Genomic DNA, 23619 nt, shown 5'->3' with positions numbered 1-23619 from the left:
CATTGCTTGTCCCCGTGGAGTGACAGGCTTATAATTTCGATTGCGGGGGGAGAGAGCGGTCGCGGCGTGCGAGCGGTATCATGCGCCGCGTGATCGTGGCCTCCGCCGGGAGGTGCAGCATGACCACGTACATTCTGCTGATAAACTGGACCGATCAGGGCATCCGGAGCGCGAAGGACTCTCCCAAGCGGTTGGATGCGGCAAGGAACTTGCTCGGCAGCATGGGCGGTTCCTTCGACAAGTTTTACCTCACCATGGGCGAGTACGACATGATTGCCGTCTGCGAGGCGCCTGATGACCGCGTGATGGCGCGCTTCACGCTGTCTCTTGCTGCGGCCGGCAATGTGCGCACGAAAACCTTGAAAGCATTTCCGGAAGTGCATTATCGCGACATCATCGCGTCGCTCACATAGGCCAGGATGGCCGATAATTGGTGATGAGCCAGATGCGGCGTTGCGGTTGTCCTGCGGCGCTGGCAGTGTCGCTGCGCCTTGAACCCAGAGCATGGACTTGCCTTGCCGATGGAACATGCCGGCCTGTTGCAGAGAGGAAAGTTCGATCCGGCCTTGCCGGTATCGCTCATGCTGCATGTGGTCATCGGCTTGCTCCTGCTCGCTTTCCTACCTGACGTGGAGCCTGTCAGGCCGCCGCCGGAAGACAGCATCGACGTTGAAGTCGTGACGCCGCCCGCAATCGCCACTCCAATTCCGCCGCCTGCCGTTCGGCAGCCGCCGGACAGAGGCGTGGACAGCGAGAATTCGGTGGCGGAAGAGGCGGCGCCCGCAGCACCCGAGACAGCGTCGAGAGAAATAGCTCCTTCCTTGCCGACATCGCCCAAGCCGGTCATATCCGGCCCGCCGGAGCTGGCGCAGGCAAGGGAGCTGTTTTCGGGGAAGACTCTGGCCAGTCCGCGCAGCCGGGCGGCTCGTGAGATGCTCGGCACATTGTCGGGCAGCGAGCGCAATCTGCAGCTCTGCAATCTCGAAGCCTTGGAACAGGTCAGCCGTTCGCGGCCGGGCTCTGCGCCGGATCTCGTTGCGCCCTATGCCATGAAGCCGGAGAAGGTGAGGGGCATCAGCGTCGAGGTCGAGGGTGGGGCTTTCAGGAGCAAGCGCAACTGGTTCAATATCCGGTTCCATTGTGAAGTCGATCCCGCCGGCCGGGCGGTGGTCGCCTTTGCCTTTGCGATCGGTGAGGCCATTCCGAGGGGTGAGTGGCAGGAGCACAATCTGGTCGTCGAGGATGGCGAGGCCGACCAATGATCACGAGGTTTTTTTGATTTGTGGCTTGATGCTGCCGATTTTAAAGGCCACATCGCTGCTGTGACAGAAGAAGACGTCGAACCGGCAGATACCGACCACGAGAAGGAGCACGAGGAGCCTCGCGTTCGCTGGGGTGTTGTTGCGTCTGTGCTCCTGCATGTTCCAGTCGTTGCACTTCTGATTTTTGGCCTCCCGAAAATCCAACCAAAGCCCGCCGACGACGAGAGTGTGAAGGTGGAGCTAGTCCCGCCGCCCGAGGAGAAAAAACCGGAGGAAAAGAAGCCGGAGGAGAAGCCGAAAGAGGAAGAGAAGCCTCAGAAGCAGGCAAAAGCCGAGCCGCCACCGCCTCCGCCGCCTGCAAAGCGTCCGCCACCTCCGCCAAAGATGTCGCCTACCGTGTTCGAATTTGCAGAAAAGGATACTGTACCAGACCAGCGGGAGGCTGGACCATCACAGCAGGCACAGGCGCCTAAGCCGTCCGTCAGCGACGTAAAGCAGGCGGAGATGTCCCCCACTGATCCGTCAAAGCCGGATCAGCCTAGAACAAACGAGTTGAGCTCTTCGACGAATCCAGTACCGGAGGATATCGATCTGCCGCAGGTCGAAGCCGCGGAAGCCAATCCCGAAAAGAATGGCCCGGCGTCTACGGGAAGCACTGAGGCCAAAACAGATTTCGAGACAGCAAAACCGTTGGAAGAGTCCAAGGCACCAGCGCAAACCGATGTGAAAGCCAAGGAGGCAGTTCAACTCACCAAAGCGCGGACATTGTTTTCGGGAGAAATTACGTCCGATCCAGCTATCAAAACGGCGATGAGGAGCCTGTCGCGCAGTGAGCGTATCGATCAGCTTTGTCAGACTGAGCTAAAACAACAACTGATTCACTCGTCGATGCAGTACAAGCCACGTTGGCTGCCTTCTTTCCGACTTTCGGCGGGGAATGTGCTCGATGCGAAAGACGGGGCCTTCAAAAACGGAAGTGAATGGTACGACGTACGGTTTCGCTGTGAGGTCGACAGCGATGCCACGAAGGTCGTATCCTTTGCCTATGATGTCGGCGATGCGGTTCCGAGAAGCCAATGGAAAAGCCGGCGCTTCCCGGCAGATTAGTCTTGGCGGAGTGTCTCGCGTCGCAACAAGCCACGCGCAAGGAACCATCTCTATCGTGTTCCTATGCCCGTTATGGTACGGTAGCGAAGGGACAAATGATATGTCGAACGAGATCGAGCACTTCTTCGAGCGTCAGGAAGAAGCTGTCAGTCTGATGTTTCTGGAACACAAGGCAGACGAGCTGACCGACATTCTGGTCGCGGCCCTGGAAGAGGCTTTCGAAATTCTCCTCGAAAGCGCTCCAGCCGAAACCTTCCACTAAGGCGCCACCACCGGCTCTCCGGCAGAGCTTCTTCCCATTACAGGATCGTCATGGTCGTTCCGCTTCAGGAGGATGGCAGGCTTCCGGTTTCGCTTCGGAGCCATCTTGGCGGCTATGAATGGCGGCGCGATGCTCTCGGCCGTTCCTCGGCTTGCGTTTTCCGACTGGAGGCCGAAAGGCGTCCCGGGCTTTATCTGAAGGTCGAGGAGGCGGGGGCGTTTTGCGAGCTTGCTGACGAGGCCGAGAGGCTCGTCTGGCTTGCGAGCCGCGGCCTTCCATGCCCCGAGGTCATCACCCACGAGAGCGATGGCGAACGCAGCTTCCTCTTGATGACGGCGTTGCCGGGCGCCGATCTTGTTACGGCCGCAACGCTGCTGCCGGAAGAGCGCGTCGAAGTCCTCGCCTCCGCACTCAGCACACTCCACAGCCTGGATGTCAGTGCCTGCCCTTTCGATCATCGTCTGGACAGTCGCCTTGCCGCCGCCGAGGCGCGCATGCGGGCAGGCGTTGTCGATGAGGCGGATTTCGACGAGAAGCGGCTCGGCAAAAGCGCCTTCTTCCTGTTCGGCGAATTGCAGCGGCTACGGCCGGCAAGCGAGAATCTTGTCATTGCGCATGGCGATGCCTGCCTGCCGAACTTCCTGGCAGCAGATGGACGGTTTGCCGGTTATATCGATTGCTGCCGCCTTGGCGTTGCCGACCGCTATCAGGATATCGCGCTTGCCTGCCACAGCATCGCCTATAATTTCGGCGAGGAATTCGTGCGGCTGTTTCTCAATACCTACGGCCTGTCGATCATCGATCCCGTGAAGATGGACTATTATCAGCTTCTCGACGAGTTCTTTTAAAGCGATTCCAGCAAAAGTGTGCAGCCGCTTGCCCGGTCCGCCATCGGCTGGCAAAGTCGGCTGCGAAGGAGATTGCTATGGCAGCCAGCCAGTTCAGGATGCTGAACTCGTCAGTGCCGGGCGTGGAGGCCGTGGTGGCGACGACGGGCCATCGTTTCGCGCGCCATACGCATGAGCAGTTCGGCATCGGTCTACTCTTCTCGGGTGCGCAGAAATCGCTGAGCGGGCGCGGCATGGTCGAGGCGGAAGCCGGCGATCTCATCACCGTCAATCCGAATGAGGTGCATGATGGCTCACCGATCGGCGAGGCGCGCTCCTGGAGTATTCTCTACTTCGATCCCGCCGTCATGGATGGTCTTGCACGCGAAGTGGCAGAGGGCGGGGTTCGCCGCTCGGAGATTCCGCGACCCGTCATTCACGACAGACAGCTCGCCGACCGGTTCCGCGCGCTGTTTTCTGCCGTCACCGGCAATGAGGAGCGGTTGCGCTGCGAGGAAATGCTGCTGTCAGTCATTGCCGATGCGATGCGCGAAACAGTAATGGGGGAAATGCCTGAGAGGGTACCGCATTCCATCGCCTATGCCCGCAGCTTGATCGACGATGATCCGGCCGCCGAAACTTCACTTGCCGATCTGGCGCGCGAAAGCGGGCTCAGCCGGTTTCAGGTGCTGCGCGCCTTTGCGAGGGCAACGGGTTTTACGCCGCATGCCTATCTCGTTCAGGCGCGTGTGCATCTTGCCCGCCGGCTGATCGCCCGTGGCGCGCCACTGGCGGAGGCGGCTTTCGAAAGCGGCTTTGCCGACCAGAGCCATATGACGCGCGCTTTCGTCTCACGCTACGGCCTTACGCCCGGTGCCTATGCGCGCGGTCGTTCCTGAGCGCTTGCAATTTCATTCAAGACGTCAGGCCTCTCAACCTGTTTCCTTCTGCCGTCTCGAAAGGAGCGGCAGATGAGCAGGGAATTTCAGGGTTATATCTATCTCGCACTGGCTATGACGACGGTCGGCAGCACAGTGATTGCCAGCAAGGTCATCGCCTCCGGGTTGCCGCCCTTTACGGCGGCGGCCTTGCGTTTCGCAGTGGCCTTTCCTTTTTTCCTTTTCCTGATGCGATGGACGGGATCGCGATTGCCGCGGCTTTCTGGGCGGGACTGGCTGATCCTCGTCACGCAGGCCGGCGCAGGAAGCGTCGGATATACGACCTTGCTGATATCAGGCCTGTCGCTGACGTCAGCGGCCAATGCCGGCGTCATCATCGGGACGCTGCCTGTCGTCTCCGCAGCGATCTCCATCCTCGTGCTTGGCGAGAGGCCGCAGCGCTTCCTGCTTCTGGCAATTGGTCTTGCGGCGGCAGGCGTCTTTTCCATCGTCTTTTCGCCGGCCGCCGGAAGCGGGTCCCTTGCCGGTGATATGCTGATTTTTGGCGCTGTTATCTGCGAAGGGCTATTCATTCTGCTCAACAAGCGGCTTGGCACGGCGATTCCGCCATTGACGCAGTCGGCGCTCATGACGGCCATCGGCTTCATCGTTGCCGGTGTGCCGGCTCTGTTCGAGCATCATGATATCGGCATCGCTTCGCAACCCGCTTTGCTCGCGGTCGTCTATTACGCGCTGGTGCCGACCGTCGGCGGCTTCATACTCTGGTATGCGGGGGCGGAGCGCGTCAGCGGCGCTGAGGCCTCTCTATTCACGGCCATCGCACCAGCTACAGCTGTCATTTTCGCCTTCCTGGTTCTTGGCGAGGCGATCGGCTCCAACCAGATTTTCGGGATCGCCTGCGTATTGGCGGCGGTCATCGGCCTTGGCCTCACGAGCCTGCGCCGGACGGCGAGAAGCTAGGCGCGGCGGAAGACGTCGCGATACTCCCGTGGCGTCATGCCGGTCTGCGTCCTGAATTGCCTGTTGAAGTTTGCGAGCGAGCCGTAGCCGACCGCATCGGCAATATGGCCGACGGGCTGGCTGGTGGCGGAGAGGCGAGCGCAGGCGTCGCCGATGCGCATGCGGATCAGATAGTCGGAGACGGTGGTACCCGTGTGGCGACGGAAGAGCCGGTGCAGGCCGGAGACGCTGAGGGCTGCGATATCGGCCAGCTCTTCCAGGCCGATCGTGCGGGCGTAATGCAGATGCAGGTGGGTGAGAACCCGGTCGATGCGCTCACGGCTTTCCTGCAGTTCCGGGCTCTGGCCGGGCGTGCTGGCAAGCGCGGATGCCTGCCGGTCAGTGGCAATCCGGCCGAGGATATTCAGAAGGGACAGCAGCCGTTCGGCGGGTGGTTTTGAAAAGACCGCCTCGATTTCGCTGCGCACAGTGTCTGCCGTTTCCTTCGAAAATTGCAGCCCTCGATCGGCGCGCGACAGCATCGCTTCGATCGGGGCGAGCTCGACCGCGCCCGCCGTCACATGACGGATCCAGTCTGGATGAAACCAGAGAACCAGCGCGATATGCGGGGTGGTCTCGTCATATTTCGCGCGGGATACCCAGGTGTGCGGCAGGTTGGGGCCGACGAGCACAAGGTCGCCGTCCCCGTATTCCCCGGTATGATCGCCGATGAAGCGCTGGCCGATGGAATTCAGCGTCAGGGTCAGCTCGAATTCGGGATGGTGGTGCCACTGGAAAGGAATCGCGTCATCCAGCCGCCGGTTTAGCATGCTCCAGGACGCATCGGCATGCCGTGGCAGGATTTCGAGATAAGGCCTCATCGGGCGCCTTTCAGATCATTGACGCCAGAATAGTATCATAATTTGCCAAGGTGGCACAACATGTGCCGCGAGGCGCGGCTACACTCCCATCATCGCCTGAAACCACAGGAATGGATCAAATGATGGGAGGATCTCATGGAACTGGCAGTGAAACGCGACGCTCATCCGACGGCCTCGTCGGTTACCACCCAACTCAAGGACATCAAGAAGAAGCTGCCGCTGCGGGTGCTCTCGGAGGCGGACTGGCAGCACTGGATCACCAAGGGCTATGTGATCGTTCGCCAGGCCGTTCCTGCGGACAATGTCGCGCGGCTTGTGGACGTGCTCTGGCGTTTTGACGAGAAGGATCCGAACGACCCTTCCACCTGGTATGCGCCGCAGCGCCGCGAGCACAAGATGAAGGAGCTCAACAATACCGGCATGCTGGAGATCTACAATCACCAGGCGCTCTGGGATAACCGGATGGAGAAGCGCGTCTATGACGTCTTCGTCGATATCTGGGACCGCGAAGACCTGTGGGTGACGATCGACCGCGCCAACCTCAACCCACCGAAGAAGGTGAAGGGCAATCCCAACGGCTTCATCCACTGGGATGTCGATACATCCATCCGGCCGCTGCCGATCGGCGTGCAGGGCGTGCTGAGCCTCAAGAAGCAGGACGGCGATGTCGGCGGCTTCCAGTGCGTACCCTATCTCTTCGAGCATTTCGACGAATGGGTGAAGACGCAGCCCGAGAACCGTGATCCGATGCATCCCGATATGACCGGCCTTTCCGTCATCAATATCGATATGGAGCCGGGCGACCTGATGATCTTCAATTCGCTGCTCGCTCACGGCGTTCGTCCGAACCATTCGGATAACCGGGTGCGCATGGCGCAATATATATCCATGCACCCGGCCGAATACGACAATGCCGAGGAGCGCGAGGAGCGCATCCGCCTGTGGCGGGAGCTCGACCATCCCAAGCGCGATGCATTCCCTGGCGATCCGCGCGAATGGGAAAAGCACAATGCCAAGACCGCCGAGCTGACGCTGCTCGGCCGCAAGCTGCTCGGCCTCGACCGCTGGTGAGGCGATAGAAGACACAAGCCGCGGAGGAGAACACTTCCGCGGCTCTTTCATCATCATCGGCGATATGATTGCGCGGTCCGGCACGAATCCGCCAATGCTATCCCTCATCCACACATCTGCGGGTGAAATTCGCCGAGAACGAGGAGGGGACCGCTGACCCCTTGGGATGGCCGGTTGCCTACCCTATCTCTTTCGGAGAGATATCAATCCGGAGATGACATCCATGTCAGGCAAGCCGATCAAGATTCCGGGGCCGGATCATCCGATCACCGTCGAACACAATCCCTCCCGCGTCGTCGTCAAGCTCGGCGGCCGCGTGATCGCCGATACGCATGATGCGCTGACGCTTCGCGAGGCTTCCTATCCGCCGGTGCAGTATATCCCACGGAAGGACGTGGATATGTCGCTTCTGGAGCGCACCGACCATGAGAGCCATTGCCCCTATAAGGGAGATGCCTCCTATTACAGCATTCCTGATGGCGGCGAGCGTTCGAAGAATGCGATCTGGACGTATGAGGCGCCCAATCCTGCCGTTGCCAACATCAAGGGCCATATGGCCTTTTATCCTGATAGGGTCGATTCCATCGAAGAGCTGCCGTCGCCCGAAGCAGGGCAGTTCTAAGGGATAACTTGACTTCCACCTTCTGATCTATCGCATCGGGAAAATGATGCCGGATGTGTAAGCGTATTGGGTTAATATGAATCTTCCTCAGGTTGCAGTACTCTCGTCGCGCGCGAGGATACTGCAGGCCGGGGACCTCATGAAACTGGATCAGGTGGAGCTTCGCTCCGAAGTATTGGATATCCGTATCGTGGAGGGCCTCGGCGATGGTTCTTTCAATCTTGAATTCGATGTCTTTCGTAGCGACGGATATGTTCTGATCCTTCTGGAAATACTGGCGGGCAGAGGCGATTTCCTTGTTCAGGGTTTCGATGAGGAAAATAGTGCCGCCTCTTCACTTCGGGGCCGGCAAAGGGTCTACATCGTAAGACCTGTTGAAGCTGATCGAAGGATTGCTGTCGGCATGTTCGCGGCCATCAACAGCAAGGTCCGGGCGACGATCGCCTGCTTCAAGCGGAAGATCGTCAATATATCAGGGGAATTGTCCTGTCCGCTGTGCCGGGCGCTCTCCAAAGTGCTCGTTGCTTCGGCACTTGCCTGGATGGGTATTCCTTCTCCGGACATTCAGGATGCGGCTGAGACTTCCACCACTCCCTCTGTCGAGCAGATGAGGAAGCTTCTAAGCGGCACGGCGACCATAGGCAGTTCGCAGAACGAGCTGCTCGCTCTTGTCGGCCCGGATTTGCGTTCGGCAATCCTCGATGTCATGGAGGAGACCATTTGGCTGCTCAACATGCGCGACCAGTTCTATACCGCCGCGTGCTAGATCGTCGGGCTGCTGTCAGCTTTTGACGCCGGATGACATGCGCGGGTGCGTCAATGCCGTCAATTCGCTCTTCATCGGCACTTCAAACCAGCTCGGCGAGTTCGAATCCGGCATGCTTGCCGGTGTGGTCGGTCCGGTTGCCGCCGGCATTGTCGGCGGGTCGGTACGATCGCCGTCGTGCTTTTGTGGACGCGGTTTTTCCCCGATCTCCTCAAGGTGAAGACCTTCAGGGCTGATGGGCTCTCATCTCCTTGCCGCATCGGCCGCGGGCGTTAATTGACGCGGCAATGTCGGATGTGACCGGCGTCGAACGTCCTTCGGACGTTAACGCAAGAGGAGACGTGCAATGTCTTATATTGATGGTTTCATCGTCGCCGTTCCCCGCGAGAATGTCGATGCCTATAAGGAATTCTCCGCCTATGCCGGGTCGATCTGGAAGGAATATGGCGCGCTCGAATATGTCGAGTGTCTCGGCAACGACGTGCCCTATGGCGAACTGACCTCATTTCCGCGCGCTGTCATGGCCAGGGATGACGAAGTGGTGGTCTTTTCGTGGATCCTCTACAAATCCAAGCAGCATCGCGACGAGATCAATACCAAGGTCATGGCCGATCCGCGCCTTTCCAGCGACAAATGGAAGATGCCATTTGACGGCAAGCGCATGATCTACGGCGGTTTCGAGGAACTGCTGCGGCTCTAGTTTTGGCTCATTTCCATTGACTTCACAGGCAAGGCGCGCCACCTCGCAGGGACAATTTGCGACGGAGTCCGCCTTGCCCCAGACAACAGTAATACTTTCCACCCGCGGCCAGGGCCTCTACGAATTCACCGATCAGGCCAATGCTTTCGTGCGCCAGTCCGGCATCGAGGAGGGGTTGCTGACGGTCTTCGTGCGTCATACTTCCTGCTCGCTGCTCATCCAGGAAAATGCCGATCCCGATGTGAAGACGGATCTCAATAGCTTTTTTCGCCGCCTTGTGCCGCCGTCTTCCGACCCGTCCATGCGCTGGGTCGTTCATACGGCGGAGGGGCCGGACGACATGCCTGCCCACATCAGGGCGGCGCTGACGCAGGTTTCGATCGGCATTCCCATCAGCCATGGCCGGCTGGTGCTCGGCACTTGGCAGGGCATCTATCTCTTCGAACACCGTGACCGCCCGCACCGGCGCGACGTGGTCCTGCATCTGAGCCCATGATCTCATTAACCGTTCTGAATGCCAACTGAATGGGCGGTTCGAACGGCATTCAGCTTCAAGCGTTTAGTCTTGAGACAATCCCAAAAGGAGATCGAGGAAACACCACGAGGAGACAACCCCAATGTCGCATTTCCTTGCCAAGGCTTCACTTGCCGCACTGCTCGCTCTGTGCTCCATCCCGCTCGCGGGTTCTGCCGCTTTCGCCGCGCCGCAGACGGATTTCGTCGTCAAGGCGCAGTACTACCGTCCGCCAGTTCGCGGTTGCTCGCCGATGGAGGCCATCCGCAAGGCCCGTTATTCCGGCCTGCGTGACGTGCGCATTTCCCACATCACGCCGCGCCGGGTCGTCGTTGCCGGCCGGGATCGCCGTGGCTGGGACCGCATGACTTTCGCCAACGTGCGCGGCTGCCCTGTCATGTACCGCTAATTCCATCGGCCGGAGCCGGGAAAGCCTGGGCTTCGGCCATTTTGCCTTGACCGCGACACTTTAGACCGTCTTCTCTCGGGACTGTATGTAAGTGATTCCGAAGCAGGCTTCGGCAATTGCCCGCGCGGCTACTAACTACGAGGATCTTTTTCATGATGCAGTTTCTGGTGAAGGCGGGGCTTGCGGCTCTTCTTTCCGCTGCTGCGCTGGCTGGCACCGTTGTGCCGGCTTCCGCACAGGTGAATATCATTATCGGCGAACCGGACCGTGGTCCGCCGCCGCCGGATTGGCGCCGCCCGCCGCCACCGCCGCCGGGATACGGCCGTCCGCCTATGCCTCCGCCGGGTTATGGTCGCCCGCCGGGTTACGGTCGTCCACCGCGTGGCGTCTGCGATCCGCGCATGGCGGAAAACATCGCCGAGGATTACGGCCTGCGCCGTACGCGTGTCGTCGATGTCACGCCACGCCGTGTCGTCGTGCAGGGCTGGAGCCGTCGCGGCCCCGACCAGATGACCTTTGGCAACGTTCGCGGTTGCCCGCTCCTGCGCCGCTGATATCGGCGTACGATCTTCACCAAGAAACCGCCCCTGCTGTCTGCAAGGGCGGTTTTCTTTTGAGTGGCGTTTAAGCGCGGGGCAGGGCGCCGAAGCGCCCAGACTGTTTTACTGCTTGATCGCAAACGTCACGTTGACGGTGACATTGTAGCTGTTTTCGCCGCCCTGAACCGGAACAGCAGCGACATCGGAGGCTTCCTTCATCATCGCTGCCCGATAGATCGGCTGCGGCATCGGACGGACGACATTCTCGCTGATCTCGATGATGCGGCCGACCTCGACGCCGGCGGCTTGGCTCAGCGTCTTGGCTTTCTTGATCGCGTTGGCGACGGCGTTCTTGCGGGCTTCCTCGAGGGCTGCTTCCGGCTTGTCGTTGGTGAACTGGATATCGCCGCCCTGATTGATGCCGAGCGTGACGGACTGGTCGATGATCTCGCCCAGCTTGGAAAGGTCACGGACGCGCACGGTGACCGAATTGCTGGTCTGGTAGCCGATCAGCTGCGGCGGCTGCGGCTGGTTATCGACCGGCTGCGGGTAATTGTACTGCGGCTGGATCGAAAAGCCCGAGGTCTGCAGGTCGCGCTCGGCAATGCCGCTCTTCTTCAGCGCAGCCAGCACCTCCTTCATGGCCTTGTTGTTCTCGTCTAGCGCTTCGCGGGCGGTCTTTGCCTGCTTGACCACGGCGAGATTGACGACGGCCATATCGGGAGCCAATGCCGATTCGCCTTCTGCGGATACGTTGATGACCGCTTCGCGCGGCTGATTCTCTTCCGCCAGAAGCGGAGCGGATGCCGCGAGCGGCAGGCTCAGAAAGGCTGTCAGAAGGGCAGTCTTGGTGTAGTTCGGCGCCATGTTTGTTCCTCGGCTGTTTGCGTCCCTGCGAGCTTTGTGTCTGCGGATTGTGAAGCTATTGCGGCAATAGCGCGCATGAGAATTTCCCTACTATAAATAATGGGTTCGACCAAAGGGTGTGGGGGAAGAAACAACGCATGGTAGATGGTGGCGGCATATGGCAGTTGCCCGCGATTAAGCATCACCTTATAAAGAAGTGCATTTCCATCTCATACTGAAGTTCCGCCTTTATGAAACTTGGTGCCTATGTCATCAACCTGAATCGCTCCATCGTCCGGTGGGAACAGCTTTCGCGAAAAGCCAATTCGCTGGAGCTCGATATCATCAGGATATCCGGCGTGGACGGTTCGCAGATCCAGCCGCACGACAAGGCGGATATCAACCAGCGGCAATTTCTTCTTCGCAACGGCAGGAACTATCTGCCGGGCGAGCATGGTTGCCACCGCAGCCATCTCAAGGCGCTTACCGAGTTTCTAAACAGCAGCAATGATGCCGCCATCATCATGGAGGACGATGTCGAGCTGCAGGCCGATCTGATGCGGCGCGCGGAGGCGGTGCTTGCCACCGTTCCGAAGGCGGAGCTGGTCAAGCTTCTCAATCACCGGTCCAATGGATTCAGATACAAGGCGATGACGAAATATCGCGATATCATTGGCCGCTGCGTTCACGGGCCGCAGGGCTCGGCGGCCTGCTATCTCGTCACCCGATCCGGCGCGGAGAAGCTGCTGCGAACCATGTCCGTCATGGTCTATCCCTTCGATGTGGCAATAGAACGCGGGTGGTCGACCAAGGTTAATACCTTTACGCTCAAGGACAATCTGTTAGAGCTAGGGCCGAACAGTCACGAGACGGCGATTGCGACGAAGCTCGACTACAGGCGGCAGAAATTCACGGGAATACGCCGCTCCGTCACTCATCTGCTTCGCGCCGCCGATTATGCTAGAAGGGTACGGTATTCTCTATGGTAGCGAGCGAAGAGCCGATTGCGACGCCCTCCCGCCTCAAGCCCGTCCTTGTCATCCTGTGGCTGCTGTTGATTTCGGCTCCCATTGTGGAAAGCGATATCTATCGCTATGCGGCACTGCTGCTGATCGGGACGACCTATGCCTATTTCAGGCCGAATTTTCGCCTGCTGAAGGGTGACTGGCTGGCCAATGCCTGCCTTGCCTGGGGTGCCTATGCGCTGCTGCGCTTTTTCTTCGGCCTGATCGTCGACGGCGAGAAGGGGGCGTCCGATTGGCTCTACGCCTTTCCGCTGTTTTTCCCGGCTGTCGGCATCGCGCTCTTTTCCAGCCGGAAACATGTCGAAACGGTCTTTGCGATCTATTTCCCGGTGGCACTGGCCGCCCTGCTGATTTCCACCGACTACCGGCTGATCCTTGCTGGCGACGACCGCATTTCGCCACTTTACCACAACAACCTGATCCATGGCGCGATCGGCTGCGGCTTCCTGATGATCGGCGCCTTCTACTGGCTGCTGCATGCCTGGGAGACCGGCAAACTCGCGCGCCGTTCCGGCAGCTGGATTGTTGCCGTCGCAACGCTCGTCATCGCGCTCTGCCTTTTCAATATTTATGGCTCGAAGGCAAAAGGCGTCTGGCTGAGTCTCGTCCTCGTCGGGCCTCTCATGCTCGCTTCACTGCTGCTTTATGCAAACAGGCGCCGGGCCGCGCTGGTAGGGGCTGCTGTCCTCGCTCTCATCGCAGCGGCACTTTTTGTCGGCGGCGATGATATCTGGAGGTTTGCCGGCCCGACCTATGAGGCAACCGCACGGATCGAGACTGAAATCTCGGCGCATGGCGTATGGAATGCCGTTAGTTCCGCGATCGCGTCGAAAGATACGCCGGAGTCGATGAGCGAGCGGCTGCAGCTCTGGGCGAACGCCTCGGAAGTGATTGCCCAGGCGCCACTTTTTGGTGCCGGCAACCACTGGCTCACGCTCTGGAGTTCGACCACTTATGCGGGCGTGCCCTATACGCTGCTTCACAATGGCTATTTCGAAATGCTCGTCCGCCACGGGCTGTTCGGCATTATCGTTTTCGCCGTTCTGGCGGTCGCCATGTACAGACGCGTCGTGGCCGCGTGGAGGGAGAAACTGATCAGTCTCAGCGCTTTGCTGGCCTATACCATGATCACACTGTTCTTCCTCGGAACCATTCTGTCCAATTCCAACAATCGGCTGGCAATCGGCGAATCGTTCTTCTTCGTGTTTTCCGCCGTCGCGTTTGCCTGCGGGATCATGTTGAAGAAGGGGGAGGTCAGGCAGGAGGCCAGCATGGTCGCCGGTGATCGGAAGGCTGCCTGAGAGGGCGATGAAAGCCCGACCCAAAAGGGATTGCTGAGCGCTCCTGCGTTGGAGCGCCCGCGTTGTCAGATACCGAAATCGTCCAGAAACGAAGGATGGATGGCAGTCTTCCTTGCCTCGCGCGCATCACGATAGCGCTGCTGGGCAGAACCGAAGCCATTAACGATCCGTTGCATGAAGCCGCTTTTACGGCGTTTAAAAATCAAGTGCATAGCAAGCTCACTTTTCTTATTTTTGTTAGCCGGCGAGCATATAATTTGTGCGTGATGCTGTAACAATGGGCATTTTGGCATGCCACCTATGCAGAATATGACAGTGATGTGACAGCGGCGCGGCCTCAGGCCGCCCCGCAACAGGCTGAGGACCTTCCTCTCACCGTCGATGGTATCGGCTATGGCGGTACTGTAAGATGCTGCCGCTGTCGTCCTTTCGGGGGAAGAGACTGGCATGGAGCGCCGCCTTGCAGCTGTCCTGATTGCCGACGTCGTGGGCTATGGCCGTCTAAGCCAGGTCGACGAGGAGGGGACGCGTCTTCGTTTCCAGGCGGACCTGAGAGAGATTGTCGAGCCTTCGATCGCCGAGCATAGCGGGCGGTTGGTCAAAACCATGGGCGACGGGCTACTGGTCGAGTTTCACAGCGTCGTCGATGCCATGCGTTGCGCAGTGGACGTGCAGAAGCTGAAGGCGAAGCATAATGCTGAGATCCCGGCCGATCGGCGTCTCGATTTCCGCATCGGCATCAACCTTGGTGACCTCATCGTCGAGGGTGACGATATTCATGGCGATGGCGTCAACCTGGCCGACCGCATGCAGTCGCTCGCTGAACCCGGTGGAATAGCGATCTCAGGCCCAGCCTACGATCAGGTGAAATCGAAACTCGACGTCGGTTTCGTCTCGCTCGGCGAGCAGAGGGTCAAAAGCATTGCCGAGCCCGTGCGAGTCTATCGTGTCGTGTTCGGCCCATTGGCGGCAAACAGAGCTGCCAACGCCCGCCGATATCCTGGCCGCTGGCGCATCGCAGCAATAGCCGTTGCGATCCTTTTCATTCCGGCGGTAGCGGCCCTGTGGTGGCAGCCATGGGTGCTGCTCGAAACCCCATCGTTGACCCAGCGCTTTGCCTATCCTTTGCCCGACAAACCTTCCGTTGCCGTATTGCCATTCATCAATGTCAGCGGCGATGTCGAGCACGATCATCTCGCCGAAGGTCTGACGGATGACCTGATTACGGAACTGTCGAAAGTCTCCGGCCTCTTCGTCATCGCGCGCCATTCCGTCTTTGCGGTGCGCGACGATGGCGGCAAGATACAGGATGTGGCGGCCGAACTCGGTGTCCACTATGTGCTTGAAGGCACGCTGCAGCGCGCAGGCTCGCGATTGCGTATCAACGTCAAACTGATCGATGCGCTGACCGGGCTTTCCCTCTGGGCCGAGCGCTATGACCGCGAATATGCCGACCTCTTCGCAGTTCAGGATGACGTGATCGGCAAGATCATCGCAGCGCTTGCCATCAGGCTGAGTGAAGGCGAGCGCACGCAATTGGCGCAGATCCCGACGGAGAATCTCGAGGCCTATGATTACTATATGCGCGCCGAGCAGGCGGGTCTCACCTATGGAGACGTGGTGACCTATCGCGAGGCGCTGTCCTATTATCAGAAGGCGATCGACCTCGATCCGAATTTTGCCGATGCGCATGCAGGGATCGCGCGGATCGCCGTCGATGTCTGGCGCAACGATTACAATATCCTCTGGTCGGCCGCCGTAGCCCGCAAGATCGCCTATGACGCTGCAGGGCAGGCATTGAAGATCGATGCGAACAATGCGCGGGCGCATACCGTGCTTGCTCTACTGCAATTGGTCGATGGCCGCCAGACGGAGGCGCTGACATCGGCAAACCGTGCCGTGCAGGCGCAGCCGAGCGACGCTGAAGCAAATGGCAATCTGGCCCTCGTGCTCGCTCATATCGGCAATCATGACCAGGCGATCAGCGAAATGGAAAAGGCGCTGCGCTTCGATCCTTCGCCGTCGCCCGGCTTCCAGTTGCTGGCCGGTATCGTTTTCTACATCGTTGGAGACGAAGACCGGGCGATCTCGCTGATGGAGGCTGCCCGCGACGCGCTTCCCAAAGCGGAGGCTGCGCGCGAATTTCTCACGGCAGCCTACATCGATGACGGCGATAAGACGCGTAGCCTGCAGGAGAAGACGAAGCTCCTGGAGCTCTTTCCCGAAAGCAATCTGAACTATTACGGCTATCTCTACGACTACTGGCGCAAGGACGATCTGAACAAGCACTTGAGCAGGTTGCAGAAGGCCGGAATTCCCGACTGGCCCTTTGGGTTTCAGGGCAAGGAGGACGACCGGGTCACCGGCGAGCAGTTGCGGGATCTCATCAGCGATAAGACGTGGACCGGCAAACACCGCAACGGCACACAATTCGTGCAGTTCTTCGACAAAGCCGGCAACACGGCCTATCGCAGCACCAATACCAACATAACAGGCACGGTCGAAATTCAGGGGGACTGGCTCTGCGAAAAGTTCCCGGGCTATTTCCTCGATCGGATGGTCTGCGGGAGCGTTTATCGCAATCACGCTGCGGAGGAACCCGGCGCGACATATGTTCATGTCACGCCGCAGGCGCTGAAATTCTTCTCGATCGGGCGCTGACGGCGATTGGTCACCTACTGGGCAGAGGGATGCTGCCAGTCTTTCTGCGCCTTCTCCGAGATCAGGATGTTCTGCACTTCCGACCAGTGCTTCTGGGAATCAACCACCTTGGTGGGGTTCTTCACCAGTCCTTCGGCAGCACCCGGATCATAGCTGATATAGAGCTTGCCTTCGATGATCCGCCAGGCATTCGGATCGATATTGGTGGTCACCGTTCCGAAGGACACGCCATCGGCGCAGTAGCCGCCATATTGCGGGGCATATTTGCCGGGATCCTTGACGAACATGTCACGATGCTCGGCACTGGCGAAATACCAGGTCGCGCCCAGCCAGTGATGGGAATATTGCGGCGATCCTTCCACGGCTTTATCATCCGTGAAATAGGCGACAGGGTCATAACCCTTGATCGCCACCTCCCCGAAATAGCCCGTATTGATGAAGTCTTCCGCTGTGGCCTCGTTTGCCAGCAGAAGGACGGCGATGCCGCCTGTAGCTGCAGCCTTCACAAATCCATTCCAGTGAGACATTTCAAAGCTCCCGTTTTCAGGCGCGGTCAAATCCGCTGCACGGTCATTTTCGCTTCGTGCATTCGTCATAGAGCCACTGACCCGTAAGGTCCGCTCCCTGACAGGCGGCGCCCGCTTTCAACAACAGAGTGACGGAATCCCAGTGCGATCGCCATCCGGCCTGGGTCACCGGCGTGTAGCCGTTTCTTTCCTTCGGCTCGACATCGGCCTTTTGCGCAAGCAGGAAAGCGATGACATCGGCATGGCCTTCCTCGGCTGCCGCATGCAGCGGCGTCATATGATAGAAGTTCTCGTGGTCGTTGACGGAGGCGCCTCTTGCGACCAGCAGTTCCACGATATCGAGATGGCCGCCATAGGCGGCCGCATGCAGCGCCGTCAGCCCGCCCTTGTTGCGGATCTCGATGTCGCCGCCGCGATCAAGAAGAAGAGCGACGACATCGGCCTTGCCGGACAGCGCCGCAATCAGCAGCGCCGGTTCGCCGGTATTGTCAGGCTCGGAGAGGTTTGCGCCCTGATCCGCAAGCTGCTTGACGCGCTCGACATCGCCTGCGCGCGCGGCATCGTGCAGTGGGCCTGCCGTGGCTGCGGAAATCCCAAGGCCTATACAGATGAAGCTGATCCAAATGGCATTCATCGCGCACCCCCGTCTTGCCATCCCTGGCTTCACAAGCGCGAAAGTGTAGTTAAGCTATCATGAATATGAGGGATCGACAATAAATAGGGGTGCCATTCGGGAGCAAAGGGCTGTGCTGCCCGCATATGGAACGGATGATGGTTTAGAATCACGTGAAGGCCGTGAGACAATGATGCGCTTTGACCTTGAAGCATATGGCTTGACCGAGACTTCCGACCCAAGGTCTGATATCGGCGCGTAATGCTCTGGATGAGAGAGAGCTAGCTGAAGAGCCTTTTGATTCCACGGAGGGTGACGGGTGGAACTGACGTGTGCCTCCAGTTCATTACGTCTATAACCGATTTGACCTCTGACGAAGCGACGAGCGCATTATTCGACGCCATTATTTTTAAGGCAGCCGTATGAGGATGCCGCGCGTGCGCTGCATATTGAGCTGATTGACTAGCGCCTTGGCTGATCGGACATATTTGGGCTCGTTCGATGGCGAAGGCACCAAGCGAGGCGAACAACGGTCTCGACCAGAATCGAAAAGGGCGACTCCTAGATGGAGAGAGCCACCCTTTTCTTCCCCCATAGCGCCAGCAGCACCGTAACTAGCGGACGGACCGGGGTCTGCAATCGGACCAAAGTCCCACGTCCTTTAGAGATTGCATATCCCTTTTCGGTAGACGCTTCCGCTGTTATGCGAAATTGTATGGAATTGAATCTGTTATAAAATTTGCCGGTTCGTGTTGGAGCAATGCCATGGAGCTGGTCGAATTCTGCCTGCACAAGCTTGGAAGTTTTTTTTACAACACTTACTATCTGAATGGTCGGGCAATGGCGCTCAGTTTCGCCATTTCCATTGGCCTGGTTCTGACGGTTTTCGCGGTGGAACTCACCTATGTGGGGTTCGGCAATTCCGGGTTCCGTCGGGTTTTCTTCGAACGCAGCAAATCCACAATCACCGACATCGTCTATTTCGTCCTTCAGGCGACGGGAATGATTACGCTATTCGCGGCGCTCGCATCATTTGGTCTGTCCTATGCCATCACCCACGCGGCTCAGGATGCCCCCCACCTGGACCTTGCCCGGAGGCTGCCAGGCTGGGCACATGTTCTCTTATTCCTAGTGCTGTCAGACTTCTTGAGCTACTGGCAGCATCGGTTGATGCACCGGCTGCCCGTACTATGGCGGCTGCACGAATTTCACCACGCAGCCGAAGAGTTCAACGCGCTGACTTCGTCGCGGGAGCATCCGCTGGAGAAGGCCATAAACATGGCCATTATGGTCGTTCCGGCGCTGCTTATCGGCCTGCCAACGGCCGAATTCGCCTTCGTGACCATCACCTTTGGCGCCATTGGTCTGGTCAAGCACAGTGCCATTCCCTGGCATGGCTGGTTTGGCAAATACGTGATCCAGTCACCACGCGACCACTTCATCCATCACTCCCGAGTGCGGGAACATCACGACAAGAATTTCGCCAATTATTTCCCGATCTGGGATCATTTGTTCGGCACCTATTACGAGGGCGATGCAGACGGTGCAAAGCTCGGTCTGGACCGCGACTACTTCAACCAAACCGATCCGTTCCGCGAAACCATCGCCACAGAAATCCGTTTCTTCCAACGCGCGGGGCAAGCTGCCAAGGCCAAGTGCGGCATAAGCCCCATAAGCGGAAAAGCTGCCTCGCCGCAGGGGCTGTCGGGCTCGGGACAGCGCCGGTAGCGAAGCTGGCATCGCTCTGTTGTGATAAGCGGCAGCTTTCTGGAATTCACGAACTAGCTCCGATTGACAGAAATGGGTCGATTCCAGCCGCCGCTTCCGCTCCAACAAACCAGCCAATATCAGCAATCGACGGAGGTTTTAACGCGCCTTCGAGAGCGCTTTGAAGGGCCTTCAAAGGCTGACGACAGCGATCTTTTCGGAGCTAAAAATTCCGGAACCTAGTGTCAAAATTCCGGATTTTCGTGTCCGGCTACACCGACTTGTCCGGAATTTAATGAGTTTTTAGGAAGATCAACCACCTAAAAGTGGAATGGTGGGCCCGGAGGGACTCGAACCCCCAACCAAGCGGTTATGAGCCGCCGGCTCTAACCATTGAGCTACAGGCCCGGCACCCAGGGTGCGGTCAGCCGGGGCAATGGCACCCGCGGCTTGTGTCCGCTTAACGCAAATCCGGGACAGTCACAAGCCATGAGCGCAAGCATCTGTGGACGATGCATATTTCCGGTTTGCCCTCTGGAACCTTCGCAGGCGGGCTACATTTACTCCTGTCAGACTGGATCTGAAGAGGGCAATCGCAGAATGGTGGCTTCCCAGGGTGCCGTGGTGCTCATCGTCGAAGATGAGCCGCTGATCAGGTTCAATATCCTGGATGTGCTCGAAGAAGTGGGGCATGTGGCGCTCGAGGCGGGGAACGCGGATGAGGCAATGGTGCTTCTGAAGGCCCGAGACGATGTCGATGTCCTCTTCACCGACGTCAACATGGCCGGTTCGATGGACGGCATCCAGCTTGCCAAGCGGGTGCGGGCGATGCGGCCGAATATCGGCATCATCATCACCTCGGGCATGGTGCGGCTCGATCCGATGTCGTTGCCGGCGAACGCGGCTTTCCTGCCGAAACCCTATCTGCACGAGGCCTTGATTTCGGCGATCGCTTCCATGACACGGTAGCTGCAGCCAGAGCGGTCAATCGGGGTTTGCCATCGACGGCGGCGGGATGGGGATGCCAGTTGCCCTGGTCGCGGCTTCGGTTTCTTCGAGCTGTTTGCTGGCCTTGGTGTCTCGTCGCCGCGCAGTTCGGCTTCGGCATCGCTCCAATGGCGCAGATCTTCGCCTTCCGGCCTGCCTTCCTTTTCCCAGATTGCATAGGCGCGTTCGCGCACGCGGTCCTCGTTCCGGTCCGTCATGGCTATCTCCCTTGGTTTTCGATCACATAAAACCGGCCGGGGAGCGGAATGTTCCGACGAAGCGCCTGAGATCGGGAGGCGCAGCCGGGCCTGAAGGGGAGGTCTGCTTCAAGGCCCGGCCGCTGCCCCGGGGGAACCGTTAGAACATTTCCATTTTTCTTCGAGTCATGGAAATGCTCTACCTCTTTGTTTTCACGCAATTCCGGACGCAAAACGCTCAAGCACTTTGCTGGAATTGCTTAGTTGTAGCTGCTCTTCAGCAGGTCGTTTTCCTGATGTGCCTTCTTCTCGTAGATCGTGAAGAGAGCCATCGAGAGCAGATAGGAGAGGAAGGGGTCTCCCATCTGCGTGGCGATATCGCGGGATGCGAGGATATGTCGTTCCAGCGCGCCGATATCTTTTTGCACGGTGGTTTCGTTCAAGCGGTTCATGCTGCCATCTCCAGGAATTGGGTCACGACGGAACGTGTCGGGACGTAGCGGGTATAGAGGGGGGTATCGATGCCGAGGGATGCGCGCATCCTGTCCAGCACACGTTCGGAAACTTCGAAGGCGCCGCAGCAGACCGGATACTTGCCGTAGCCATCGGCGCGGCCGAGTTCATCGACTTCGGCGCCGGCGCGCTTGTAGACGCGCTTCAGATGCGGCTCATAGTTTGAGATCATGGTATGGATGCCGTGATCGAGGGCACATTCGCAGAGTGCGAGCAGCAGCATGGAGAAGGCGCGGCCGGTGTCGATGTCTGGGAAATCGGCTGATATCGCTTCCTCGTCGATGCACATGCGGGTGCCTTCCCAGATGCCGGGGGCGACGAGATTGGCTGCCTGCGGGAAGGTTGCGCGGAAGACGTCGTAAAGGAGGGTCGGTCCGGTCGTCGGCATCAGGCGCATGCCGCCGTAAAGGCGGGTGCGGGTTTCGTTGCACCAGACGAGATAGGCCGGGCAGAGCGAGTCATAGCTGTCGCGCTCGAAGGGGCCGATTACCGGTACGTTCCAGCCAAGGCTATCCGCGAAGACTTTCTTGCGCAGGCGGAACATCTGGTCGAGTATGAAAGCGTATTTCTGATACTCATGTGCCTGAATGATAACGAACATTTTGCCCTCCAGCGTGTTGGGTTCGTGAGGGCAGAATGGTTCAGAACGGCGGGATCGGAAATTCCCTCATATGGGTGCCTACAGATGAGCCCCCGCATATGAGGGGGTGCTTGGAGTCTTTCCTTGCCAGGATGATATCTGACCAGGAGTTTCTATGGATTGATGATACGCAGCTGCACGGCCCGCGAGGCGGCCGCGGAAATAGTGGCGCAGCCGAGCTTGAAGCGTGCGGTTTTCAGGTAGTCGCGGGTCGTATGCTCGGAAATGCCGAGGATGACGGCGATGTCTTTGTAGTCCTTGCCGAGTGCCGTCCAATGCAGGCATTCGATTTCGCGTGGGGAAAGCGTCGGCACCGGGTCGTTCTCGCCGTGAAGCTCGTAGATGGCCTTCCGATGGATGACATGGGCGAGTTCGATCCACTCATTGCGATAGAGCTTAACCATGGAGGTCCAGTCATCGAGCGGAATGCGGGCATTGATCGATAGCAGCGCGCGGCGCTGCGCCTTGTCGGCAACGGGGATCGAATAGCCGTTTCCGCCGATCCCGTGCTTCTGGGCGTCGACGAGCATGGCATAGGCTTCCGGTGTCGGCTCGACCTCGCTCCAGTCGAAGGGCAGCTGGCGCTCGAAGCCCTGTTTGACGATCGGATCGACCTTCACATAGCTGTTGAGCAGATAGCGAGACACCCAGGCATCCGGATAGGTGGTGCGCACAAAAGGGGCGTCTATCTTTGCCGCAATGGTCTGAGCAAGGTGATAGGTGACATAGTCGACGGCATATTCCGCCTGGAAAATGCGGATGGAAGCATCGACATTTTCCGCAGCCTTGATCTGTTCGAAAACAGCTTCGAATTTTTGCGAATGGCTATTTTCCGTCATCGTGCCGCCTGCCTTAAATCGTTCAATTTTATCGCGAGGAATGTCAAAAATACAAGGCATCCCCACATATGCGGGGAATGACTTTTCCAGATCCATCTGTTAGCGCCTTTTCCGGGGAGGCTCCAGATGGACAGCAAGAGAACGTTCGATATCGCCGAATGCCATCAGGCCGCCAAAGGGCTGAAATCGAGCTGGCAGGACATGGCTGGCTCCGAGGCGCTGATCCGCGCGCTCGTCGCCGAACGCAACGGCGATACGTTGCTTGCCTTGTTCTGGACAGAGGTTCACCGGACGCTCTGCGAAGAGAAATAGTCACTCCTTTGTCGTTACATCAGTTATGAATTCCTTCGATATGGACGGGACTGCCGAGCGCCCGCCGGATTGGCTGCTGCGCAGCTTCCGCGATGATTTCCGCGCGCAGCAAGGTATTTGGCGGTCCCGAAAAGCTCTCCTGCCATTCCTCCGCTTCGATCGTTTCTTCGGCGAGAATGCCTGACGCATCGAGCCGGACGATGTGATCGCTCATTGCGCCGCGAATATCTGCCGTTCCCGAAACTGGCCCCAAAATGGTCGTGCCCGAGGGAATATCGAAGGGCACTTGGAAACAGAGATCATTCGCCTGGCTGGAACGTGTGACATGGACGGTGAATTCGGTCATGGAGCGGCCATCGGCGAAGGTTCGGATACGTCGTGTAAAGCAGCAAGATGACAGGCATATCGCGAACGTATCTCACCGGCCATCAAGGCAGATGGCATATGAACACGTCTTCACATTCTTTCGTTAGATAATTGCGGTCTGGTATCGCAGGCAAGACGCTCGAAACAAAGTACAACAAAATATCCAGCATATTCGGGCACCTCACTCAAATATGCTTGACGGATCGTTACGCTGCAGCGCAGAGGTGTTTGTGGAAACGATTACACAGCAGGTTGTTGTATCATATTGGGAGGATGGCCGGTATTGC

The 23619-nt window shown here is 58.6% G+C and carries 30 protein-coding genes, 1 tRNA gene and 1 pseudogene; 21 read left to right on the top strand and 11 right to left on the bottom strand.

The window, feature by feature from the left end; genetic code table 11:
- Positions 1–119 precede the first annotated feature (119 nt).
- The 7 genes from FHT82_RS14045 (at position 120) to FHT82_RS14015 (ending at position 5317) form a co-directional block, all read left to right on the top strand.
- Positions 120–413: a GYD domain-containing protein gene (locus FHT82_RS14045; protein ID WP_183731370.1), complete on the top strand. Its 294-nt coding sequence runs from the start codon at positions 120–122 to the stop codon at positions 411–413.
- 78 nt (positions 414–491) lie between these two features.
- Positions 492–1262 (top strand): DUF930 domain-containing protein, encoded by a 771-nt coding sequence (locus tag FHT82_RS14040; protein WP_183731367.1) that lies wholly within the window; start codon positions 492–494, stop codon positions 1260–1262.
- Between the two features lie 18 nt (positions 1263–1280).
- Positions 1281–2369, top strand: coding sequence for a DUF930 domain-containing protein (locus FHT82_RS14035; RefSeq protein WP_183731364.1), 1089 nt, complete (start codon positions 1281–1283; stop codon positions 2367–2369).
- Positions 2370–2469: 100 nt separating this feature from the next.
- Entirely contained in the window at positions 2470–2631 is a 162-nt protein-coding gene (locus FHT82_RS14030) for a hypothetical protein (protein WP_183731361.1), read from the top strand.
- Between the two features lie 50 nt (positions 2632–2681).
- Positions 2682–3479, top strand: a complete 798-nt coding sequence (locus tag FHT82_RS14025; protein ID WP_183731358.1) for an APH(3') family aminoglycoside O-phosphotransferase — start codon at positions 2682–2684, stop codon at positions 3477–3479.
- Between the two features lie 77 nt (positions 3480–3556).
- Positions 3557–4357, top strand: a complete 801-nt coding sequence (locus FHT82_RS14020) for an AraC family transcriptional regulator (protein ID WP_183731355.1) — start codon at positions 3557–3559, stop codon at positions 4355–4357.
- A 72-nt stretch (positions 4358–4429) separates the two neighbouring features.
- A complete protein-coding gene (locus FHT82_RS14015; RefSeq protein WP_183731352.1) occupies positions 4430–5317 on the top strand; it encodes a DMT family transporter in 888 nt (295 codons plus the stop codon).
- Here the strand turns inward: FHT82_RS14015 and FHT82_RS14010 are convergent.
- Entirely contained in the window at positions 5314–6177 is an 864-nt protein-coding gene (locus FHT82_RS14010; protein ID WP_183731349.1) for an AraC family transcriptional regulator, read from the bottom strand. The two genes, FHT82_RS14015 and FHT82_RS14010, sit on opposite strands and share 4 nt — an antisense overlap.
- A gap of 135 nt (positions 6178–6312) precedes the next feature.
- On the opposite strand from FHT82_RS14010, the gene FHT82_RS14005 reads away from it, so the two are divergent.
- From FHT82_RS14005 to FHT82_RS13970, 8 genes and pseudogenes are all read left to right on the top strand, one after another.
- A complete protein-coding gene (locus tag FHT82_RS14005) occupies positions 6313–7248 on the top strand; it encodes a phytanoyl-CoA dioxygenase family protein (protein WP_183731346.1) in 936 nt (311 codons plus the stop codon).
- A 223-nt stretch (positions 7249–7471) separates the two neighbouring features.
- A complete protein-coding gene (locus FHT82_RS14000) occupies positions 7472–7870 on the top strand; it encodes a DUF427 domain-containing protein (protein WP_183731343.1) in 399 nt (132 codons plus the stop codon).
- Positions 7871–8009: 139 nt separating this feature from the next.
- Positions 8010–8636, top strand: coding sequence for a hypothetical protein (locus FHT82_RS13995; protein WP_246698136.1), 627 nt, complete (start codon positions 8010–8012; stop codon positions 8634–8636).
- Between the two features lie 16 nt (positions 8637–8652).
- Positions 8653–8912, top strand: a pseudogene (locus FHT82_RS13990) (hypothetical protein); the annotation flags it as partial.
- 70 nt (positions 8913–8982) lie between these two features.
- Positions 8983–9336 carry a DUF1428 family protein gene (locus FHT82_RS13985; protein WP_183731337.1) on the top strand — a complete coding sequence of 118 codons (354 nt, stop codon included), beginning with the start codon at positions 8983–8985 and terminating at the stop codon, positions 9334–9336.
- Between the two features lie 73 nt (positions 9337–9409).
- Entirely contained in the window at positions 9410–9832 is a 423-nt protein-coding gene (locus FHT82_RS13980) for a secondary thiamine-phosphate synthase enzyme YjbQ (RefSeq protein ID WP_183731334.1), read from the top strand.
- Positions 9833–9953: 121 nt separating this feature from the next.
- On the top strand, positions 9954–10259 hold the full coding sequence (locus tag FHT82_RS13975; protein WP_183731331.1) for a hypothetical protein: 306 nt from the start codon (positions 9954–9956) through the stop codon (positions 10257–10259).
- 152 nt (positions 10260–10411) lie between these two features.
- Entirely contained in the window at positions 10412–10813 is a 402-nt protein-coding gene (locus FHT82_RS13970) for a hypothetical protein (RefSeq protein ID WP_183731328.1), read from the top strand.
- A 108-nt stretch (positions 10814–10921) separates the two neighbouring features.
- Here FHT82_RS13970 and FHT82_RS13965 read toward each other — a convergent pair whose 3' ends face one another.
- Positions 10922–11665 (bottom strand): SIMPL domain-containing protein, encoded by a 744-nt coding sequence (locus FHT82_RS13965; protein ID WP_183731326.1) that lies wholly within the window; start codon positions 11663–11665, stop codon positions 10922–10924.
- A 230-nt stretch (positions 11666–11895) separates the two neighbouring features.
- On the opposite strand from FHT82_RS13965, the gene FHT82_RS13960 reads away from it, so the two are divergent.
- Entirely contained in the window at positions 11896–12633 is a 738-nt protein-coding gene (locus FHT82_RS13960; protein ID WP_183731323.1) for a glycosyltransferase family 25 protein, read from the top strand.
- Positions 12627–13970, top strand: coding sequence for an O-antigen ligase family protein (locus FHT82_RS13955; protein ID WP_183731320.1), 1344 nt, complete (start codon positions 12627–12629; stop codon positions 13968–13970). The genes FHT82_RS13960 and FHT82_RS13955 overlap by 7 nt, the downstream gene beginning before the upstream one ends.
- Before the next feature lie 65 nt (positions 13971–14035).
- Here the strand turns inward: FHT82_RS13955 and FHT82_RS13950 are convergent, their stop codons facing one another.
- Positions 14036–14419 carry a hypothetical protein gene (locus FHT82_RS13950; RefSeq protein WP_183732827.1) on the bottom strand — a complete coding sequence of 128 codons (384 nt, stop codon included), beginning with the start codon at positions 14417–14419 and terminating at the stop codon, positions 14036–14038.
- Here FHT82_RS13950 and FHT82_RS13945 point away from each other — a divergent pair.
- Positions 14418–16631 (top strand): adenylate/guanylate cyclase domain-containing protein, encoded by a 2214-nt coding sequence (locus tag FHT82_RS13945; protein WP_183731317.1) that lies wholly within the window; start codon positions 14418–14420, stop codon positions 16629–16631. The genes FHT82_RS13950 and FHT82_RS13945 overlap by 2 nt on opposite strands.
- Before the next feature lie 14 nt (positions 16632–16645).
- On the opposite strand, the gene FHT82_RS13940 is transcribed toward FHT82_RS13945, so the two are convergent.
- A complete protein-coding gene (locus FHT82_RS13940; protein ID WP_183731314.1) occupies positions 16646–17158 on the bottom strand; it encodes a YHS domain-containing (seleno)protein in 513 nt (170 codons plus the stop codon).
- A gap of 43 nt (positions 17159–17201) precedes the next feature.
- Positions 17202–17792: an ankyrin repeat domain-containing protein gene (locus FHT82_RS13935; protein WP_183731311.1), complete on the bottom strand. Its 591-nt coding sequence runs from the start codon at positions 17790–17792 to the stop codon at positions 17202–17204.
- A 744-nt stretch (positions 17793–18536) separates the two neighbouring features.
- On the opposite strand from FHT82_RS13935, the gene FHT82_RS13930 reads away from it, so the two are divergent.
- The gene (locus FHT82_RS13930) at positions 18537–19499 is read left to right on the top strand and encodes a sterol desaturase family protein (RefSeq protein ID WP_183731308.1); all 963 of its coding nucleotides are present in this window, start codon (positions 18537–18539) and stop codon (positions 19497–19499) included.
- Between the two features lie 311 nt (positions 19500–19810).
- On the opposite strand, the gene FHT82_RS13925 is transcribed toward FHT82_RS13930, so the two are convergent.
- Positions 19811–19886, bottom strand: a tRNA-Ile gene (locus FHT82_RS13925).
- Between the two features lie 192 nt (positions 19887–20078).
- On the opposite strand from FHT82_RS13925, the gene FHT82_RS13920 reads away from it, so the two are divergent.
- Positions 20079–20447: a response regulator gene (locus FHT82_RS13920; RefSeq protein WP_183731305.1), complete on the top strand. Its 369-nt coding sequence runs from the start codon at positions 20079–20081 to the stop codon at positions 20445–20447.
- Here FHT82_RS13920 and FHT82_RS13915 read toward each other — a convergent pair.
- From FHT82_RS13915 to FHT82_RS13900, 4 genes are all read right to left on the bottom strand, one after another.
- Positions 20399–20683, bottom strand: a complete 285-nt coding sequence (locus FHT82_RS13915; RefSeq protein ID WP_183731303.1) for a DUF2934 domain-containing protein — start codon at positions 20681–20683, stop codon at positions 20399–20401. The genes FHT82_RS13920 and FHT82_RS13915 overlap by 49 nt on opposite strands.
- Positions 20684–20922: 239 nt before the next feature.
- Positions 20923–21114: a hypothetical protein gene (locus FHT82_RS13910; protein ID WP_183731300.1), complete on the bottom strand. Its 192-nt coding sequence runs from the start codon at positions 21112–21114 to the stop codon at positions 20923–20925.
- Entirely contained in the window at positions 21111–21776 is a 666-nt protein-coding gene (locus tag FHT82_RS13905) for an acyl-homoserine-lactone synthase (protein WP_183731297.1), read from the bottom strand. Before FHT82_RS13905 ends, FHT82_RS13910 begins: the two co-directional genes overlap by 4 nt.
- A gap of 152 nt (positions 21777–21928) precedes the next feature.
- Positions 21929–22654, bottom strand: a complete 726-nt coding sequence (locus FHT82_RS13900; RefSeq protein ID WP_183731294.1) for a LuxR family transcriptional regulator — start codon at positions 22652–22654, stop codon at positions 21929–21931.
- A gap of 126 nt (positions 22655–22780) precedes the next feature.
- Here FHT82_RS13900 and FHT82_RS13895 point away from each other — a divergent pair, with 126 nt between their 5' ends.
- On the top strand, positions 22781–22966 hold the full coding sequence (locus tag FHT82_RS13895) for a hypothetical protein (RefSeq protein ID WP_113300036.1): 186 nt from the start codon (positions 22781–22783) through the stop codon (positions 22964–22966).
- Positions 22967–22985: 19 nt separating this feature from the next.
- Here FHT82_RS13895 and FHT82_RS13890 read toward each other — a convergent pair whose 3' ends face one another.
- Positions 22986–23312, bottom strand: a complete 327-nt coding sequence (locus tag FHT82_RS13890; RefSeq protein WP_183731292.1) for a hypothetical protein — start codon at positions 23310–23312, stop codon at positions 22986–22988.
- Positions 23313–23619 lie beyond the last annotated feature (307 nt).

The organism is Rhizobium sp. BK275 (assembly GCF_014193555.1).
In the GTDB taxonomy this organism is placed as follows: Bacteria; Pseudomonadota; Alphaproteobacteria; order Rhizobiales; family Rhizobiaceae; genus Rhizobium.
The sequence above is the reverse complement of the archived record's forward strand: the minus strand, read 5'-3'. Positions and strand labels throughout refer to the sequence as shown.